At 34.6% G+C, this 18,966-nt stretch carries 14 protein-coding genes; 8 read left to right on the top strand and 6 right to left on the bottom strand.

Annotation, left to right across the window (positions count from 1 at the left end; genetic code table 11):
• Positions 1–2: 2 nt before the first annotated feature.
• Positions 3–1,400: a M17 family metallopeptidase gene (locus tag AC23MB_RS04920; protein ID WP_313027735.1), complete on the bottom strand. Its 1,398-nt coding sequence runs from the start codon at positions 1,398–1,400 to the stop codon at positions 3–5.
• Positions 1,393–2,517 carry an alpha/beta hydrolase gene (locus AC23MB_RS04915; RefSeq protein WP_487786660.1) on the bottom strand — a complete coding sequence of 375 codons (1,125 nt, stop codon included), beginning with the start codon at positions 2,515–2,517 and terminating at the stop codon, positions 1,393–1,395. The genes AC23MB_RS04920 and AC23MB_RS04915 overlap by 8 nt, the downstream gene beginning before the upstream one ends.
• Before the next feature lie 222 nt (positions 2,518–2,739).
• Between AC23MB_RS04915 and glgB the strand changes: the two genes are divergently transcribed.
• From glgB to AC23MB_RS04890, 5 genes are all read left to right on the top strand, one after another.
• Positions 2,740–4,641, top strand: coding sequence for a 1,4-alpha-glucan branching protein GlgB (gene glgB / locus AC23MB_RS04910; protein WP_312322183.1), 1,902 nt, complete (start codon positions 2,740–2,742; stop codon positions 4,639–4,641).
• A gap of 15 nt (positions 4,642–4,656) precedes the next feature.
• A complete protein-coding gene (locus AC23MB_RS04905) occupies positions 4,657–6,063 on the top strand; it encodes a glycogen synthase (RefSeq protein WP_312322182.1) in 1,407 nt (468 codons plus the stop codon).
• Positions 6,064–6,132: 69 nt separating this feature from the next.
• On the top strand, positions 6,133–7,401 hold the full coding sequence (locus AC23MB_RS04900; RefSeq protein ID WP_487786659.1) for a glucose-1-phosphate adenylyltransferase: 1,269 nt from the start codon (positions 6,133–6,135) through the stop codon (positions 7,399–7,401).
• A gap of 97 nt (positions 7,402–7,498) precedes the next feature.
• Positions 7,499–8,266, top strand: a complete 768-nt coding sequence (locus tag AC23MB_RS04895; RefSeq protein ID WP_487786658.1) for a DUF3108 domain-containing protein — start codon at positions 7,499–7,501, stop codon at positions 8,264–8,266.
• 241 nt (positions 8,267–8,507) lie between these two features.
• Positions 8,508–10,829 carry a DUF5916 domain-containing protein gene (locus AC23MB_RS04890; RefSeq protein WP_487786657.1) on the top strand — a complete coding sequence of 774 codons (2,322 nt, stop codon included), beginning with the start codon at positions 8,508–8,510 and terminating at the stop codon, positions 10,827–10,829.
• A 186-nt stretch (positions 10,830–11,015) separates the two neighbouring features.
• Here the strand turns inward: AC23MB_RS04890 and pheS are convergent, their stop codons facing one another.
• On the bottom strand, positions 11,016–12,026 hold the full coding sequence (gene pheS / locus AC23MB_RS04885; RefSeq protein ID WP_431411873.1) for a phenylalanine--tRNA ligase subunit alpha: 1,011 nt from the start codon (positions 12,024–12,026) through the stop codon (positions 11,016–11,018).
• A 104-nt stretch (positions 12,027–12,130) separates the two neighbouring features.
• Positions 12,131–12,790, bottom strand: coding sequence for a YceI family protein (locus tag AC23MB_RS04880; RefSeq protein WP_487786656.1), 660 nt, complete (start codon positions 12,788–12,790; stop codon positions 12,131–12,133).
• A 76-nt stretch (positions 12,791–12,866) separates the two neighbouring features.
• On the opposite strand from AC23MB_RS04880, the gene AC23MB_RS04875 reads away from it, so the two are divergent.
• A complete protein-coding gene (locus tag AC23MB_RS04875) occupies positions 12,867–13,805 on the top strand; it encodes a sulfate/molybdate ABC transporter ATP-binding protein (protein WP_312322174.1) in 939 nt (312 codons plus the stop codon).
• A 174-nt stretch (positions 13,806–13,979) separates the two neighbouring features.
• On the opposite strand, the gene AC23MB_RS04870 is transcribed toward AC23MB_RS04875, so the two are convergent.
• Together AC23MB_RS04870 and AC23MB_RS04865 are read right to left on the bottom strand one after the other, a co-directional pair.
• Positions 13,980–15,479 carry a lipopolysaccharide biosynthesis protein gene (locus tag AC23MB_RS04870; RefSeq protein WP_487786655.1) on the bottom strand — a complete coding sequence of 500 codons (1,500 nt, stop codon included), beginning with the start codon at positions 15,477–15,479 and terminating at the stop codon, positions 13,980–13,982.
• Between the two features lie 10 nt (positions 15,480–15,489).
• Positions 15,490–16,290 (bottom strand): FkbM family methyltransferase, encoded by an 801-nt coding sequence (locus AC23MB_RS04865; protein WP_487786654.1) that lies wholly within the window; start codon positions 16,288–16,290, stop codon positions 15,490–15,492.
• 182 nt (positions 16,291–16,472) lie between these two features.
• Here AC23MB_RS04865 and AC23MB_RS04860 point away from each other — a divergent pair, with 182 nt between their 5' ends.
• A complete protein-coding gene (locus AC23MB_RS04860) occupies positions 16,473–18,170 on the top strand; it encodes a DEAD/DEAH box helicase (protein ID WP_313027759.1) in 1,698 nt (565 codons plus the stop codon).
• A gap of 140 nt (positions 18,171–18,310) precedes the next feature.
• Positions 18,311–18,949, top strand: a complete 639-nt coding sequence (locus AC23MB_RS04855; protein ID WP_079666235.1) for a DUF47 domain-containing protein — start codon at positions 18,311–18,313, stop codon at positions 18,947–18,949.
• Positions 18,950–18,966: the final 17 nt, after the last annotated feature.

Raw genomic sequence — 18,966 nt, 5'->3', positions numbered from 1 at the left:
CATCAATTATAAGTTTTGAAAAGTTGCGCTAGCAAGTGTACGCCGTAGCCAGTTGCCGCTTTATCTTTCGCATATTCGACATTTCCGTAGGCGACACCAGCGATGTCAAGATGTGCCCATGATGGATGATCGTTGATAAATTGTTCCAAAAATTTTGCAGCAACAATACAGTCACCAACAGGTTTTAATGAAATGTTTTTAAAATCAGCAACATCCGAAGTTATCTCAGATTTCCAAACATCCCAAAGTGGAAGATTCCAGATTCTGTTTTGACTTTTTTCGCTTGAAGATTGTAGTTTTTGATTCAGTTGATTATCATTACAAAAATAAGCGCCACAAGTGTTTCCGAACATTCTTACACTGCTTCCCGTTAAAGTTGCAAGGTCAATAAGATGGTTCAATTTGTAATTTTTGGTGATGTAAGAAAGACCGTCGGCTAATGTTAATCGGCCTTCAGCATCGGTATCGATAATTTCTATCGTTTTTCCGTTGTAGGCTTTTACGACATCACTTGGTAAATAAGATTTTTCCGAAACTGCATTATCGGTTATTGGTAAAACCGCAATTATGTTAATTGGAAGTTGCATTTCCGCTGCATAGATTAATGCGCCAATTACCGCTGAAGCGCCACCCATATCGCTTTTCATGTAATGAAGATTTGCAGAAGGTTTAATTGAAATTCCACCTGTATCAAACAAAACACATTTCCCAACAAGTCCAATCGTCGGAGCAGATTTTTTAGAACTTTGATATTCTAAAATGGTAAATGCCGCATCCATAGCACTTCCCTGATTAACCGCTACAAAAGCGCCTAAGCCTTTTTTAATCGATTCTTCTCGATTGTAAGCTTTATATTTTAACTTATATTTTTTTGAAATCTCGTTTAAAAATGAAGAAATATCATCCACTTTCTTTTGGTTGGCAGGTTTGTTAAGCCAATCCATTCCAGCGAATTGTCCTATACAAAGGGCTTTTGCATCTTTTATAATCGCATTAATCGTTTTTTTGTCTTGTTTAGAGGTTTCAATTTCAAAATCAGAACTCCAAAAAGGATGTTCATTTTTGAATGGATATTGATAAGTCCCTTGGAAAAGTCCAATAATAAAGGCTTCTAACTCATCGTCCTTTAACTCATTTTTAATAATAAGTTTTTGTGCAAGAAGAGATTTTCGGTATTTGTAAGAAAAACTTTTTCCAATGTCTAAAAGATTGGCGGTTGTTATCTTCTTTCCAAAACCAATAAAATATTGCACAGAATTTTCCTCGGCAATCACGAAAAATTCTTTCTCTGCCGCAGAAAAAAACAATTGCATATTTTTTGGAAAATCAGCTTTAGAAATTGACCAATCTTCGGTTGTATAAAGTTGTATTGTTTGTTGTATGCTATCTTTTTTAGCCATTTTTTTCAGTTGTAGAGGTTTTTTTTATTGTGGTTGGATCTTCAAGCGTATCATAATACAGCCATTCTATCGCTCTTGGAAATTCTTGCGACCAATAGAATTCTTGATGTGTTCCTTCAGCATTAATGCTTGTTTTAGTTTCAAAATCAAAATAATCTTGAAGCTCCCAAGTTTGTAAAGCGGTTTCGAATTTTTCTATTCTTTCAACCATTTGCGAACCTTCTTTTGCACCACCGTAGAGATAAACTTTGGTGTAAAAAGCTTTGCTAAATTTCATCAATGGAAAATCATTATTCGGCTCCACCCAAAGCGATGGCGAAAATATCAACAATTTGGAATAGACTTCAGGATAAAGAAATCCTGCATAGATGCTGATGAGCGCACCTAACGAACTTCCTCCAATGCCTGTGTTGTCGCGATCTTTTTTGGTTCTATAATTTTTGTCAACAAATGCCTTAAGTGTATCCGTTATAAATCTTAAATATTTTTTGCCTTCTGCACCTTCGGTAACTTCTTCGTTATCAAAGATATATTCTTTAATTCTGTCGTTATTGCCGTGTTCTACTGCAATTACGATGAGATTACCACGTCCATATTCCGCTAATAAAGCCAGCTTTTTGTCGATTTCCCAATTTCCAAAAGCCGAACTTTCATTAAAAAGATTTTGTGCATCTTGTAAGTATAAAACTGGATAATCTTGTTCGGTTTCGTGGTAATTGTAGGGTAGAAGCGCCCAAACTTTGCGTGTTTTGTCCAATTGTGGACTGTAGAAAGCTTCATCTATTAATTCTACATTTGGAAAAAATTCTTTTTTGAAAGGTCCCCAATTGATACGCCATTTTTCGACTTTATTATTTGATTCTTTATCTGTTTTTTTTACTTTTTTGTTGGCTGTAATATTGTCATATTTGTCGATTTCAACATTTTCCCAACCTCCTTTTGTGAATTTATACTCTACGATATCTGGCAACTTGTCGTCCGCGATATCTATGAAATAATGTGCATTGTCAATTTTTGTCATTTTAAAATTTGGATCTTTCGGATTCCAAGCGTTAAAATTTCCAGTTATATAGACATCGCGATCATCTTCATCTAGCGTCATCAGGTTAAACTTCATCTTTTAGTTCGTGTTAATGACTTCTAATTTATGAAATATTTTAACATCTTTAACATTTGTGTAATAATTAATTGTAAAATAATTGTTTTGTTGTTTAATGTTAATTGAATATGATTAAATGTTTAAAAATTATAAATATTGATTTGTGTTAAAATTTAACTTGTCAGTTTCTAATTAATGATTAACTTGCTATAGTTGTTAACGACTTCTAATACCTTATTTATGTCAAATCACGACGCATTTTCTTTGTGGACAGAACTGGATGTTTACTTGTTTCGAGAGGGTAAACATTTTAAGCTTTATGAAAAATTTGGTGCACACGAAGCTGTTGTTAACGGCGAAAGAGGAATTTATTTTTCTGTATGGGCGCCCAACGCAAAAGAAGTTTCGGTTATTGGTAATTTTAACAATTGGAAACACAGTAAGAATTTTTTGACGGGACGCTGGGATCAGTCTGGGATTTGGGAAACATTTATTCCTAAAATTAAGATTTCAGACGTTTATAAATACAGCATCAAAACTCAAAAAAACGAATTTCTAGAAAAAAGTGATCCTTTTGCAGTTAAAATGGAACAAGCGACGCAGGCAGGATCGGTGATTGCATCGACTTGGTATGCTTGGCATGATGAAAAATGGTTACAAAAACGTCAACAAATTCCCGTTATGAAAACGCCGATTTCCGTCTACGAAATGCATCTCGGATCTTGGCGAAAAAGTAAAAATAATCCTAACGAGTTTTTAACTTATCGTGAAATTGCTAGCGAATTAATTCCTTATGTTAAAGAAATGGGATTTTCGCATGTCGAATTTATGCCCGTTATGGAATATCCTTATGATCCAAGTTGGGGTTATCAGATTACTGGATTTTATGCGGCTTCGTCACGATTTGGCGCACCGACAGATTTAATGTTTTTAATTGATCAACTTCATCAGAATGACATTGGCGTTATTCTCGATTGGGTGCCTTCGCATTTTCCTGGTGATGCTAACGGTTTGCATAGATTTGATGGTAGTTTTCTTTACGAACACGAAGATCCGCGCAAGGGTTTTCATCCAGATTGGAAGTCGTATATTTTCAATTATGGACGACCAGAAGTCAAATCTTTTTTGATAAGTAATGCGATGTTTTGGTTGGATCGATATCATGCGGACGGACTCCGTGTTGATGCGGTTACCTCGATGTTGCATCTTGATTATTCCAGAAACGATGGCGAATGGGAACCCAATATCCATGGTGGAAATGTTAATCTAGAAGCCAAATCTTTTCTTCAAGATTTTAATTTAGCAGTTCATAAAAATTTTCCTGATGTGGTGACTATTGCTGAAGAAAGTTCGGATTTTCCAAAGTTGACAAAATCGGTTAGCGAAGACGGAATTGGTTTTGACATGAAGTGGATGATGGGCTGGATGCACGACACTTTGGATTATTTTAAAAAAGATCCTGTTTATCGTAAATTCCATCAAGACTTGGTGACTTTTACGAGCCTTTATATGTTTAATGAAAACTATATGATGCCGCTTTCACATGACGAAGTTGTGCATGGTAAAAGTAGTTTGATTTATAAAATGTATGGCGACGAATGGCAGAAATATGCCAATCTTCGGGCTTTGTATCTTTATATGTTTACAAATCCAGGCGCCAAACTTCTCTTTATGGGAAGCGAATTTGCACAAACCAACGAATGGAATTTTGAAACACAACTCGATTGGGATTTATTAAAATATCCGATTCATGCACAGTTGCAATTATTTGTTAAAGAATTAAATAAAATTTATTCCCACGAAAAGGCTTTATTTGAGTTAAATTTTGACAAACAAGGTTTCGAATGGGTTACTGGAGACGATCGCGATCATTCTATTTTTATCTATCTAAGAAAAGGAAAATCTAAGTCGGAAAAACTGATGATTATTCTTAATTTAACACCGAATAGCATGGATTATCAAGTTGGTGTTGATGATAAAAGATGGAAAATATTACTTAATTCTGACGATAAAAAATTTGGAGGAAGTGGCATTATTCCAAATATTAATAAAATAATTTCCAAAAAACTAATGGGAAGAGCTTATACAATGGATTTGCGATTGCCGCCATTGTCAGGTTTAATCCTAAAAAATGAACATTAAACATATCAAAACTTTATGAAAATTTTTCACCTTTCTATGGAGTGTTATCCTGTTGCAAAAGTTGGCGGACTATCTGATGTAGTAGGCGCTTTACCGAAATATCAAAATCAAATGGGTTTGGACGCTAGTGTTGTGATGCCTTGGTATAATAATGCTTTTGTGTATGATAATGAGTTAGAAGTAGTTTTTGATGGTTTTATTCATCAGGCTGAGCGGATGTATCAAGTCATTGTTCATAAAGAAAAAAATAGAAAACTCGGTTTTGACTTATATTTAGTTAAGATTCCGGGACTTCTAGATCGCGAAAAAGTATATGGTTATGATGATGAGTCCGAGCAATTTATCGCTTTTCAGCATGGTGTTTTGCATTGGTTGTCGGCGATGGAAATTCGTCCAGATATTTTGCATTGTCACGATTATCATACGGGTTTGGTGCCTTTTATGATTGAGAATTGTCCAAGTTTTAAATTTTTGAAGGGTGTTAAAACAATTGGTACGATTCATAATGGCGAATACCAAGGCAGTATGAGTTGGGAAATGTCCAAGTACTTACCCTTTTTTGATGCTAGTAAATTTGGACTTCTAGACTGGAATTCGAGGATTAATCCTATGGCTGCAATGATAAAATCTAGCCACGCTTTTAATACCGTTTCTAAAGGTTATTTGGAAGAGTTATTTTCAAGTTTTCAAGGTTTAGAAAGTCTCATGCACCAAGAGGCGCAGAAAGCTTTTGGAATTATTAATGGCATTGATACCGAAGTTTGGAACCCGAAAACTGATCCGATGATTACAGCGCATTTCGATCTTAAGAATGCCGAAATAGGAAAATGGAAAAATAAAGTTCAGCTTTGTGAAGCTTATGATCTTGATCCTAATTTGGCTTTGTTCGGATTTATTGGAAGATTTGCTGGTGAGAAAGGTGCAGATCTGCTGCCAGAAATAATTTCACAAGCTATTAAAGAAAGTGATGGCAAGCTTAATATTATTGTTCTAGGTTCTGGAAATCCGTATTTAGAGGCTTCACTTCGAGAGCTTAAGAAAGTTTATCAGTTTAATTTTGCATTGGATTTGGGTTATAAAGAATATTTGTCGCACCAGATTTATGCTTCGGCAGATTTTCTTTTGATGCCGTCACGCGTGGAGCCTTGCGGACTTAACCAAATGTATGCAATGCGATACGGAACTATTCCGATTGTGCGATATACAGGTGGTTTGAAGGATACTGTAGAAGATATTTCGAGTGGTGGAAGTGGTTTTAATTTTACTGATGCTAATGCCGAAAGTGTTGTCCATGCGATGCAAAGAGCTTTAACAATTTTCGAAAATAAAAAAATGATGAAAATGTTAATAGAAAATAATATGAATTTTAATTTTTCTTGGGAGAAATCCGCTGAAAATTACTTATATTTATACGAGTACTGATTTGAAAATCAGACATCAAATCCAAATTAAGAAATCCAATTTATTGACATCAAAAACACGACTTATAATATGAAAGCAAATGTAATCTCCATAGTGTTGGGCGGTGGACGAGGATCGAGATTGTTTCCTTTGACCGATTCTAGATCCAAGCCAGCTGTGCCAATTGCGGGAAAATACCGCCTTGTTGATATTCCGATTTCTAATTGTCTCAATTCTGGCTACAACAGGATTTTGGTTTTAACGCAGTTCAACTCGGCGTCGCTTAACTCGCACATCAAGAATACTTATCATTTTGATACATTTAGCAAAGGTTTTGTCGATATTTTGGCAGCTGAACAAAATGTTGAAAATGACCAATGGTATCAAGGGACGGCTGATGCGGTACGCCAATCTATGAAGCATTTGACTAAATATGAGTACGATTATATTTTGATTTTGTCAGGCGATCAATTGTACCAAATGAATTTCCGTGAGATGATTGATTTTCACGAAAAAAATAATGGCGACATTACGATTGCGACGATCCCAGTTAATGCTAAAGATGCAACAGGTTTTGGAATTTTAAAATCTGATGAAGACGGAAATATTACCGATTTTACAGAAAAACCAAGCGCAGATATTTTACCAGAATGGAAGTCTGAGGTTAGCGAAACTAATAAACGCCAAGGCAAAGATTATCTTGCATCGATGGGGATTTACGTATTTTCAAAAAACGTGTTAAGAAAACTTTTCACTGAAGGTGAAGGTGACGATTTTGGAAAAGATTTTATTCCACAAGCGATTGGTCAGTATAAAACTTTGAGCTTTCAATACGATGGTTATTGGACAGACATCGGTACGATCGAGTCTTTTTATGAAGCCAATTTAGATTTAGCTCAAGATTTACCGCAGTTTAATTTGTTCAGTTCTTCTCCGATTTATACAAGAGCAAGGATGTTACCACCTTCAAAAATTAATGGTTCTTATGTTAGCAAAGCGGTTTTTGGTGACGGTTGCATTATTTTAGCAGCAAAGATTGAGAATTCGATTATTGGTAACAGAGCCCGTATTGATAAAGGAACTACTGTTGTTAGTTCATATATTATGGGTGCTGATTATTATCAAACAACCAACGAAATTATTGAAAATGAACATCAACAATCACCCAATATCGGGATCGGTAAATTCTGTTATATTGAGCGTGCAATCTTGGATAAAAACTGCCAGATAGGTGATAATGTTCGTATTATTGGAAGTAAAAATCTTCCTGATGGCGATTATGACACTTATTCGGTAAAAGACGGAATTGTGGTCGTCAAAAAAAATGCGATCATCAAAAGCGGAACTCAAATTTCTTAAAAAAATATGAAGCCTTTAGATTTTCAAATTTAAAGGCTTTATTATTTGTCTTATATTTGGCAACGTTTTTGTCTATTAACTAAGCAAATATAAAAGGATGAAAAAATTATTGCTATTATTTTCTATGGTAGTTTTTGCGCTATCGTCGGCTCAATACGATAATATTAATGCCGGAGAAAGTCTTACGTATCGTATCCATTACGGTTTTTTAACGGCTGGATCAGCAACTTTGACGACTTCTAATGCGACGCTTAACAACAAGCCTTACTTTTATGTAAAAGGTGTTGGGCAGACAAGTGGCGCGGTTAAAGCTTTTTTTAAAGTAAACGACGTCTACGAGAGTTATATTAATCTTTATGGTCAGCCTTATTTTTATGTGAGAAATGTTGCCGAAGGTAGCTATCGTCAACATTTGCAGAGTACTTTTAATCACATTAATCAAACCGTTTATTTGGTTGATAAAAAAAATACCGATCGACCCGCAAAGACGATTAACACAGCAAAAGGCGTCCAAGATATGTTATCGAGTTTCTATTATTTAAGAAATTTGGATGATGATCAATTAAAGGTGGGGAATGTTATCAAAATGAATGTTTGGATTGATGATGAGATGTTTCCGTTTCAGTTGAGAATTGCGGGTACAGAAAACGTTTCCACAAAATTTGGAAAAATTAATTGTCTTAAAATCATTCCGTCTGTAATGAGTGGACGTGTTTTTAAAGAAAAAGAAGGTGTAACACTTTGGGTATCAAATGATAAAAATAGAGTCCCCATTCTTATTAAAGCAGAATTAACAGTTGGTGCGATTAAGGCGAGTATTGATAAGATTGCTGGGACGAAATATCCAGTTAATTTTCAGAAATAAAATTTAATCTAAATATTTTAAAAATTAAAAGTCGAAGTAATTCGACTTTTTTTATTTGTAAATCAGGTTGTTAGTGTTTTGTTTTAAAAATGATGTAATAAAATTATCAATTCGATAGTCTCATTATTATAACTAACACACAACTATGAAACATCATTTTTCATTAGGATTTTGTTTTTTGATCTCCGCGCTCTATTTTGGACAAGATACGAACAATACAGACAATATTATTCGGAAAAAAATGTCCACTATCAAATCTGATGTGACGCCAAAAATTGATGGCGATATTTCGGATGAGGTTTGGGCAAAAGTCCCGATAGCAACGGATTTTATCGAACGCAGTCCCAATAACGGAAAACCCTCGGAACAAGATTTTAAAACTGAAGTTAAAATGCTTTACAACGATTTGGGATTGTACGTTATGATGAAAATGCACGATCCTGAACCTTCTAAAATCGCAAAAGAATTAACTGAACGCGACGGCATTTCTAACGATGATTTTGTAGGTTTTACGCTTAACGGTTATAATGATAAACAGCAAAGTTTAGAATTTGTTGTAACTGCTGCGGGTGTACAGTATGATGCAAAATTAACGACCGATGGCGAGGACGATTTTTGGAACGGCGTTTGGCATTCGGAGGCTAAAATTACGGAAGATGGTTGGACTGCGGAGTTTATGATTCCGTTTTCGGAATTGCGTTTTCCAAAAAAAGATGTGCAAGAGTGGGGTATTAACCTTTTCCGAAAAGTACAACGTACGAATGTCTTTTATGACTGGAATTTCGTGGATAACAAAAAGAATTCTTACACCTTATTCGATGGCGTTTTAACAGGCATTGAAAACATAAAACCACCAACAAGACTGAGTTTTATGCCATATTTTTCAACTTATGTTAACCGTTTTGATGGCGAAACAACGAGCAACTTGAATGGTGGAATGGATGTTAAATATGGTATTAATGATGCCTTTACGTTCGATATGACTTTAATTCCGGATTTTGGACAAGCTAATTTTGACAATTCAATTCTTAATTTAACACCGTTTGAACAACAATTTGCAGAACAACGACCTTTTTTTACTGAAGGAACGGAATTGTTTAGTAAAGGAAATTTGTTTTATTCAAGAAGAATTGGAGGCTCGCCTTCAGGAGAAATTGAATTAAAAGATGATGAAAAAATCACTGAATTTCCTGCGAAAGTTAAACTTTTTAATGCTTTTAAGATTTCTGGACGTACCAACAAAGGTTTAGGAATTGGGTTTTTCAATGCAGTGACGCAAAAGATGTTTGCAACAATAGAAAATGAAACAACTGGAGAAATTCGTAAAGAAGTTGTGGAACCTTGGGCAAATTATAATGTATTAGTTTTAGACCAAAGATTTAACGAAAATTCTTCTGTAAGTTTGATCAATACGAGCACTGTGCGCGACGGAAGTTTCCGAGATGCAAATGCGACAGGTTTGCTTTGGTCGATTAACAATAAGAAAAATACGTATAATTTTTACGGAAATCTGCGTGGAAGTTGGGTGATGACTGAAGAAACAAAATTTGGGACTAAAAATCAATTCGGATTCGGAAAAATTGAGGGTAAACACCGCTTTGATATCAATGCTGGGGTTACGACGAAAGATTGGGATATTAATGATTTGGGATTTTCGACCATGACGAATTTTGCCAATTACAATGCTTGGTACGGTTACCGATTGTTGCAGCCATCAAAGCGATTTAATAAAATATTTTTGAATTTTAATGCACAATATTATCAACGATTATCACCTTTTTTGTATAATAATTTTGTGATAAATCATAACAATCAGTTTCAAAATAAAAAGTTTGAAAACTATGGTTTTGGAGTGGAAGCAACGCCTTTTGGGCAAAAAGATATCTACGAACCTCGCGCAGAAGGTCGATTCTTAAATGTTCCATCTTATTTTGATTCTTGGATTTGGTTCGAAAGTGATAGTCGTAAAAAATTTCAGTTTAATATTAATGTGGATTACTACGCTTACAATGAGAAAGCTCGGAATCTGGTGTCGACAAGTTTGATTATGCGTTATCGTTTCTCTGATAAATTCAATGTGTTTTGGCAGATTCAACCGAGTTTTAGTAATAATGAAAAAGGTTATGTTGGCAAGGACGATTCTGGAATCTATATTGGACGACGTCAAAGAAACACCTTGGAGAATAGTCTTAATTCGAAGTATACCTTTAATAACAAAATGGCTCTGAGTCTAGCATTCCGCCATTATTTTTCGGATGTTACATACAAGCAATTTTATACGCTTGACAACGATGGCGATGTGACGCCGACTAATAATTTCACTAAAAACCTGAACGGAACTTACAACGCTTGGAACATTGATCTGCGTTACAGTTGGTGGTTTGCGCCAGGAAGTCAGTTGACTTTTTTGTATCGAAACGCCATTCAGAATTATCTTAACGAATCGAGATTAGGTATGAAGAATAATTATAATCAGTTATTTGCTGAGCCAGCCGTTCACAATTTTTCGTTAAAGCTGACTTACTATTTAGATTATAATCGTGCTAAGAATTGGTTTTTGTAATATTTTTGAATAAAAAATTAGAAGTAAACGAATTTCATATTTAAAAGAAAAAGTAAAATGATTTTCTTTTTTTAATCTTAAATAAAAAATATTAAAACTAAAAAAAATAGCAAGCTTTTGTGGTTTTAAAAATAAATTAGAATTAATAACAAAATAAAAAATCCACCAACTTGGTGGATTTTAATTTTATAAAGATTTAAACTGATTCAGCATTCTTACATCATTTTCGAAGAACATACGGATGTCACTCATTTGATAAAGTAACATAACAATTCTTTCGATTCCCATTCCGAAGGCAAAACCACTGTATTTATCAGCGTCGATATTAACGTTTTTAAGAACAGCAGGATCCACCATTCCGCAACCCATAATCTCTAACCAACCTGTACCTTTTGTAATTCTGTAATCGGTCTCAGAGTTAAGTCCCCAATACACGTCAACCTCTGCACTTGGCTCTGTGAAAGGGAAGTACGACGGACGCATTCTTATTTTTGATTTTCCAAATAACTCTGTTGTAAAGTATTGGATGGTTTGTTTAAGATCTGCAAAACTTACATTTTCGTCGATGTATAAACCTTCAATTTGGTGGAAAATACAATGCGAACGAGACGAGATTGCTTCATTTCTGAAAACTCTACCCGGTGACAAAATACGAATCGGTGGTTGATTTTCTTCCATGTAACGCACTTGTACAGACGACGTATGCGTACGAAGCAAGATGTCAGGATTGGTATCGATGAAGAAAGTATCCTGCATATCTCTCGCTGGATGATACTCTGGCAAGTTAAGCGCCGTAAAGTTATGCCAGTCGTCCTCAATTTCTGGACCGTCAGCAATAGCAAAACCGATAGAACGGAAGATTTCGATAATTCTGTTTTTAACAAGGTTAATCGGATGTCTCGTTCCTAATTCTAAGGGAAAAGCAGGCTTTGTAAGGTCGTCTTTTATGATGTTAGATTGGCCTTCAGAAGCATTTTTAAGATCTTCCAACTTCGCAGCAACGGCTTGTTTTAGGCTGTTGATTTTTTGACCAAAATCTTTTTTCTGATCATTAGGGACTTCTTTGAATTTTTCAAAAAAGTCGTTCAATACGCCTTTTTTTCCGTTGAATTTGATGCGGAATTGTTCGATTTCTTCTTTTGCCGAAGAACTGAATTGTTCTACTTCAACCAATAATTCATCAATTCTTTCTATCATCTTTTAGGTATAATTATAAGTTGCAAAATTACAAATTTTATCCTTATTTAAAACAAAAAAATCTGCCAACTATGGGCAGATTTTATATAATTTTTAAATAAAATTTATTTCTTTTCGATGGCTTTCATCAACATTTGGATGTTGATTTCATCTTTTATTAAACCATTAGCTGCTGGAATTTGGAATTTGATACCAAACTCTTCACGACTAATATCCTTAGGTTCTGTTGCAATTTGCAATTCGCCTTCGCCAGTTTTTACATTGGCATTAAAACTCATTGGTTTTGTAATCCCTTTTATTGTCAAATTACCATCCAAAACTGTGTTGTAATCGCCTCCAGCTGGTGCTTCGCTCACTTTTGTAATTTCGTATGATGCAGTCGGGAATTTTTCTACATCGAAGAAGTCAGCACTTTTAAGGTGAGCATTTAGTTTTGCAGATTCTTCAGCATCTTTGATGTCGCTGTTAGTAAGCGTGTTAAGCGCTACCACAAATTTTCCGCTTTCTAATTTGTTTTCGTTAATTGTAACTTCCCCATTTTCAAATTTAATAGAACCAAAATGGCTTGTATTATCCGTTTTGAAAACTTTAAAACCTTTCCACTCGATCTTACTATTCATCGTATCAACAACATAGACTTGTCCTTTTTTTGTAGTTAGGACTTCATTGCTCTCACTCGTTACGGGCTTATCTTTTCCACAAGAGATAAGCGTTAAAGTAATCGCCAACGCAGCTAAGCCGCCAAAAAACAAATTCTTTTTCATTTTAAATTACAATTAAGACATTATTTTGCTAATATAACAAATTTAATCAGTATTTTAAAATCTGTAATTTTGCACAATGCTTTTAGAGATAAACAATTTAGAATTCAGTTATTTACCCGACCAAAAGTTATTTCAGGACTTTAATTTTTCTATGGAAGAAGGGCAGGTTATTGCTTTGGCGGGCGAAAGTGGATGCGGAAAATCAACACTATTAAGTTTGATTTATGGTCTTCACGATTGGCGAAATGGCGAAATTATTTTCAATGGAAAAAAATTAAAAGGTCCAAAAGGGAATCTTGTTCCTGGCGAAGCAGAAATGAAGTTGGTAGCGCAACAATATGACTTGATGCCTTATGCCACGGTTTTTGATAACGTTGGAAAATTTATCTCAAACATTAATTTAAAAACTAAAAACGAAAAGGTTACAGAGCTTCTAGAAGCGGTTGGGATGGAAGGTTTTGCAAGAGTTCTTCCTAAAAACCTGAGTGGCGGGCAGCAACAACGTGTTGCGATTGCGCGTGCTTTGTCTGTAACTCCAAAATTGCTTTTACTGGACGAACCTTTTAGCAATCTGGATACATCGCGAAAGTTCGAGCTACGAGATAAGTTTTTTTCTTTGGTTAAAAATTTGGGACTTTCGGTTATTATTTCGACACATAATTTAGAAGAAATTATGCCATGGGTTGACAAAGTAGCGATTCTTAAAAATGCAGAAATTTTGCAATATGACAGTCCAGAATTGATTTATCAACAGCCTACGAATGAATATGTTGCTAAACTTTTGGGTGAAGTTAATGTCTTTGAAGACTCAGAGAAAACTAGGTTGAATTTGGATAAAAATTTCTATTTTCCACAACAGATAAAAGTCGCTGATCAAGGTCTGGAAGCGGAAGTACAGGAAAGTCGCTTCGCAGGTTCTTTCTTTTGGAACAAAGTTAAGCTAGATGATAAAGTCTTGATTATTCATACTTTAGAAAAACTTGACGGCAAAATATTGCTAAGTTTCTGTGGATAAATTGTTGATAACTTAATCCACGGAAAATGAGTTGATTACGAAAATTAATTTTAATTTTGATGTAAGAATCAAGGAAATTTTTGGTTAATTCTCTTTCTGCCTTTTTAGGACGATATTAGCTTTCTCTAGGCAATTAAGTCCTTCGAAAGTTGACCCTGCCAAACTTTTCCTTTTTTATTTAAACTTCGTTAAACTTCTAAAGAAATCTTTGTTAAGGTATTTATCCAAAGGATAGATTTTCAAAAAATGATTACCAATCATTAAAATTACAAGAACGATACTCGGTTTTAAAAATAAATTCAAAAGACTGTTTGAAAAATTTGGCGTTACAATCGCCACTGTAATGGCTATAAAACTTAAAACCAAAGCGTAAAGCATCTCCATACTTAAAGGAAAAACTTTGAATTTTTGATAATTAAAAATGATTTTGATAAGGTTGAAAGTCGTTAAAGAAATTGCTGTCGCCATCGCAATTCCGATGATGCCGAGGTCTGTATATTTAAGGAAAGCAAAGTTAAGTCCGATGGTTAAACTCGCCAAAATTAGCATAACGATGATGTTGAAACGATAATATTTTGACAAAGAAATAATGTGTCCGTTAAATCCTGTTGCTAAGTCAAAAATAAATGCGGAACCTAAAATCCAAACCACGGGTTCTGCTTCTTTTAGTAAAGCTCCGTTTTTGATCAAATCTGTCAAATACGGAAAGCCAACCAAAATACACGAATAAAGCGTCAGCCCAAGGAAAAATAAACTTAATGATGTTTTTTTGTGGAAGCGATCAAGTTCGGTGTAATTATGTTCTGCAATGGTTTTATTAATTATGGGTGCAGAAATGTTAAACAATCCCATTTGCGGAATATTAATAATCGTAATGATCGACAAAATCGTACTGTAGACACCATTTGCTTCGAAATCGATGAATTCGCCAATCATGTAATTGTCGATTCTCACCGCTAAATAATTGCCGATATTTCCTAAGAAACCAAACAAACTATAACTGAAAACCTGTACCCAAAATCCATTTTGTTTGATGTAATCTAAACTGAAATCAGGTTTTATTTTTTCTAACTTGTTGGTGTAAAAAAAGTAACCAATAAAAGTCAAAACAAACATTCCGAAGAAAAAAGCATACGCAACTTTTTCGGAATAAAGTTCGGCATGACTAAGAACCAAATACGAAAATATCAAGAAAGCACCGAGGTTTGCAATTTTCGGAACAATGTTTTCGAAAATATTAGAAACGACAATCCTTTTATAATTTGTAATAAATTTATTGAGAACTGACGATAGTGCCAAAATCAAAATCATTGGAAAAATGAGCTTTTTCATATTCCAGGTTTCGGTTTCTTTTAAACTTGGGAATAAGTTGGCGACGAGAAAATAAATCGCCGTGAAAATCACAAAATTAAAAACAACCGCGAGAAGCGAAAGACTCAAAAAGTTATGATGTTTACCATCTTTATGAGTTTGTATAAAGAATTTAACATTCGAAAAAGATAAACCGAACACAACAATCGGAATAAACATTTCAGCCGTTGGTAGGATGAAGCGTAACTTTCCGTAAAACTCCATATTGTGAGGGAAAATAAAAATAGCAGAGATAATCCCAAGTAAGGTTCCTAAATAGCCAATAATGGAATACTTTATTCCTTGTCGTGCGACAACACTCATGTTTTATTTATTAATTCGGTATGAAAATAATATTATTGATGTAAAATTGATAATTTTTGACATTATCAGCGTTTTGCAAAAGTATGAATTCTTCAGTTAGTCTTTTTAAAGTCAAAGTTTCGCGGTCAAGGTAATTTGCGCTGAAGCCCCAATTTTCAATTTCTGAAATTAACGACCAAAGCGATTCGTCATGATGGCGTTGTTCCATCTCAACCATTAATGTTGGTCGGTGTTTTAGGATAGTTTGTTTAGCGCCTCGTAAAGTTTTCATCTCATTACCTTCAACATCGATTTTAATGAAATCAATATTTGGGGTCTTAAGATTAAGATCATCCATTTTTACGACTTGCACTTTTTGAAGAATCGTCTTTTCCTCATCTTTTTCTTTAAGTTGTGTTTGCAACGTGCCACGGCTATGTACTTTTTGACCTTTTATAATAGGGATTTTAAATTCTGCAGTTGTATTTTCGTCAGACAATGCTGAGGAGAAAACATGCATTTTTGGGAAAAGTCTTTTAAGCCGACCGTTAAGTTCGGGATTTGGCTCGAATGCAAAAATATTTTTAGGTCTAAGGAGCGTTTCTAAAACATAAAGATAAGCGCCAACATTAGTGCCTATATCAATAAATACAGCATCTTTGGTAAGATAATTTTTAATCCAAAGAAACTCTGGTTCTACTTTTCTTTCGATAATATTGGTTGGGTTGAGGTTTTTGAGTTTTTTAAAATAACGTGATTTATAGAAACTCGGAGACAAATATTGCAGATATTCTGCGAGGTTGCTGTATGCACTCATGGATGTTAAAAACATTTTGAAAGTATCAAAGATGATACATTTATAGCATATATTGGTTAGATATTTTTAGTTTTTTCTTTAATTAATTTTTAAAAACTGATTTTAGAAGCTTGAGGCACAATATATTTTTGTTAACAAAAGTTTATAAAAATTGTCAAAAATAAAATCGTATCTTTGCAAAAATTTTATACAACTTAATGAAGTTATTTTCCGAGTCCAATTTAAGTCCTGATATCTTGAAGGCAATTGGCGAGATGGGCTATGAAAGCCCTACAGAAATCCAAAAACAGACTATCCCTTTTATCTTATCAGATATACGCGATCTAATCGCACTTGCGCAGACAGGGACAGGCAAAACAGCAGCGTTTTCGCTTCCGATTTTGGATATGATTGACGAAACGAGTCGCAAAATCCAATTTTTGGTGCTTTGTCCGACGCGAGAATTATGTCTTCAAATTACGAAAGACATAAAAAACTACACCAAGTATTTACCAAACATCAAAACGACTGCGGTATACGGTGGTAGTAGTATTATGGAACAAATCCGTTCTTTAAGAGATAAACCACAAATTATTGTTGGTACTCCAGGACGTGTTATTGATCTTATTAACAGAAAAGCTTTAGACTTCTCTAGCATCCATTGGTTGGTGTTGGATGAGGCTGACGAAATGTTGTCTATGGGTTTCAAAGATGATTTGGAAACAATTATCAGCGAAACACCAGAAACAAAACAAACTTTCTTGTTCTCTGCTACGATGAACAAAGAGGTTGAAAGAATTTCTAAAAACTATTTAACCAATCCTCATCGTATTTCGGTGGGATCGATTAATGAGGTTAAAAAGAACATCAAACACGAATATTTCGTAGTTGGTTACCGTCAAAAGAAAGAAGCGCTAAAGCGTATGATTGATGCTAACCCTAACCAATATTCGATTATTTTCTGTCGTACAAGAATGGAAACTCAGGAGGTTGCAGACTTCTTGATGCAAAATGGTTACGCAGCAGATGCTCTTCATGGTGACTTATCACAAGCGCAACGTGATACAGTTATGAAGAAATTCCGTTTGAAAAATATCGATATTCTTGTAGCGACTGACGTTGCGGCGAGAGGTTTGGATGTTGACTCATTAACGCACGTTATCCATTTCTCATTACCAGATGATCCAGAAGTTTTTGTACACAGAAGTGGTCGTACAGGACGTGCTGGTAAAGACGGTATTTCTCTAGCTTTGATTAAACCTGAAGAAAGTAGAAAACTTAAGCAAATAAAAGCCTCTACAAAAATCGAAATCAACGAAGGTAAAATCCCAACTGGTGACGATATTATGAAAGCGCAAGTTAACGGTGTTTTCGAAAAATTGTTAAATGAAGGTGCTGCTGAAGATGTTTTTGCGTTTGATGATGCATTAATCCCAGATTTGTCTCAATTCTCAAAAGAAGAGTTGGTGCACAAGTTACTTCAATTCCAATTGAAAGAGTTAGCAACTTACTACAAAGACAGAAATGACTTGGTGGAAGCTAGATTCAATGGAGGTGATGACAGAGGAAGTCGTCGCGAAAGAGGTAGAGAGCGCGAAAGAAGAGGTGAACCTCGTGAGAGAAGAGAAGGCGGACGTGACGGTGGTAGAGATCGTAAACCTAGACGTAACTCAGAAAACATGGTAAGATTTTTCTTTAATCTTGGCAAAAGAGATCAATTGAAAAAAATGGACATGTTAGAAATCCTTAACAAAGCAACTTCGAAATCTAAAAAACGTGCCGACATCGGCGATATTGAGATTCTTGAGAAGTTTTCGTTCTTCGAGATAGAGAAATCTTTCAAAGATGAAGTACTTAGAGGTCTTGAAACTCAGAAATTTAAAGGAAAAGATATGCGTGCGGAAGTCGCTAACTAATCCTGAAATTATTGCTTAATATTAACCTACATCAGCCGATGTAGGTTTTTTATTGTTAATGATTTGTTAACATTGGCTTATTATTGAGGTTAAGCTAGTTTTCGATATTTGTGGATTCAAAAATTGTAAATAAATATAAAATGGGAATTGGTAATATTTTCAGAGCATTCCAGCCAAAAGACAAGATTTTCTTTGACCTTTTCGAAAGAATTGCAGACACATTAATCGATATGTCGAAAACTTTTCACGAAGGATTGCTAGAGTTTGATGTTAATGATGAGTCTATGCTTAACCAAATGAGTGATTATGAGCACAAAATGGATGACTTGACGCATGAGGTTTTTGTACAATTAGGAGAAAATTTTATTACACCATTTGACAGAGAAGATATCAGCCAATTAGCTGCTGGTCTTGATGATATTGCAGATTACATTTACGCTTCGGCAAAATACATCTACCTTTACAAAACACCTGAGAACAAAGTGTATTCTGAGTTTTCATTGTTAATTTATAAATCTTGTGTAGAGCTTAAAAAAGCTATCGAAAATCTTAAAGATTTCAAAAATCCTAACGAGGTTAAAGAATCTTGTATCAAGATTAACTCTTACGAGAACATTGCAGATGATGTATTAAGCCAAGCAACAGTTAAGTTATTCGAAACTAACGACGCGATCCTTATCATCAAACAAAAATCGATTCTTGATTATCTAGAAGTAGTAACTGACAAGGCAGAAGATGTTGCTAACATCATGGAAAGTATTGTTATTAAATACGCTTAAGTCTGTTCAACTATCAA

This window comes from Soonwooa sp. T0.1_25 (assembly GCF_057652215.1).
This window is presented reverse-complemented; position numbering and strand designations above follow the sequence as displayed.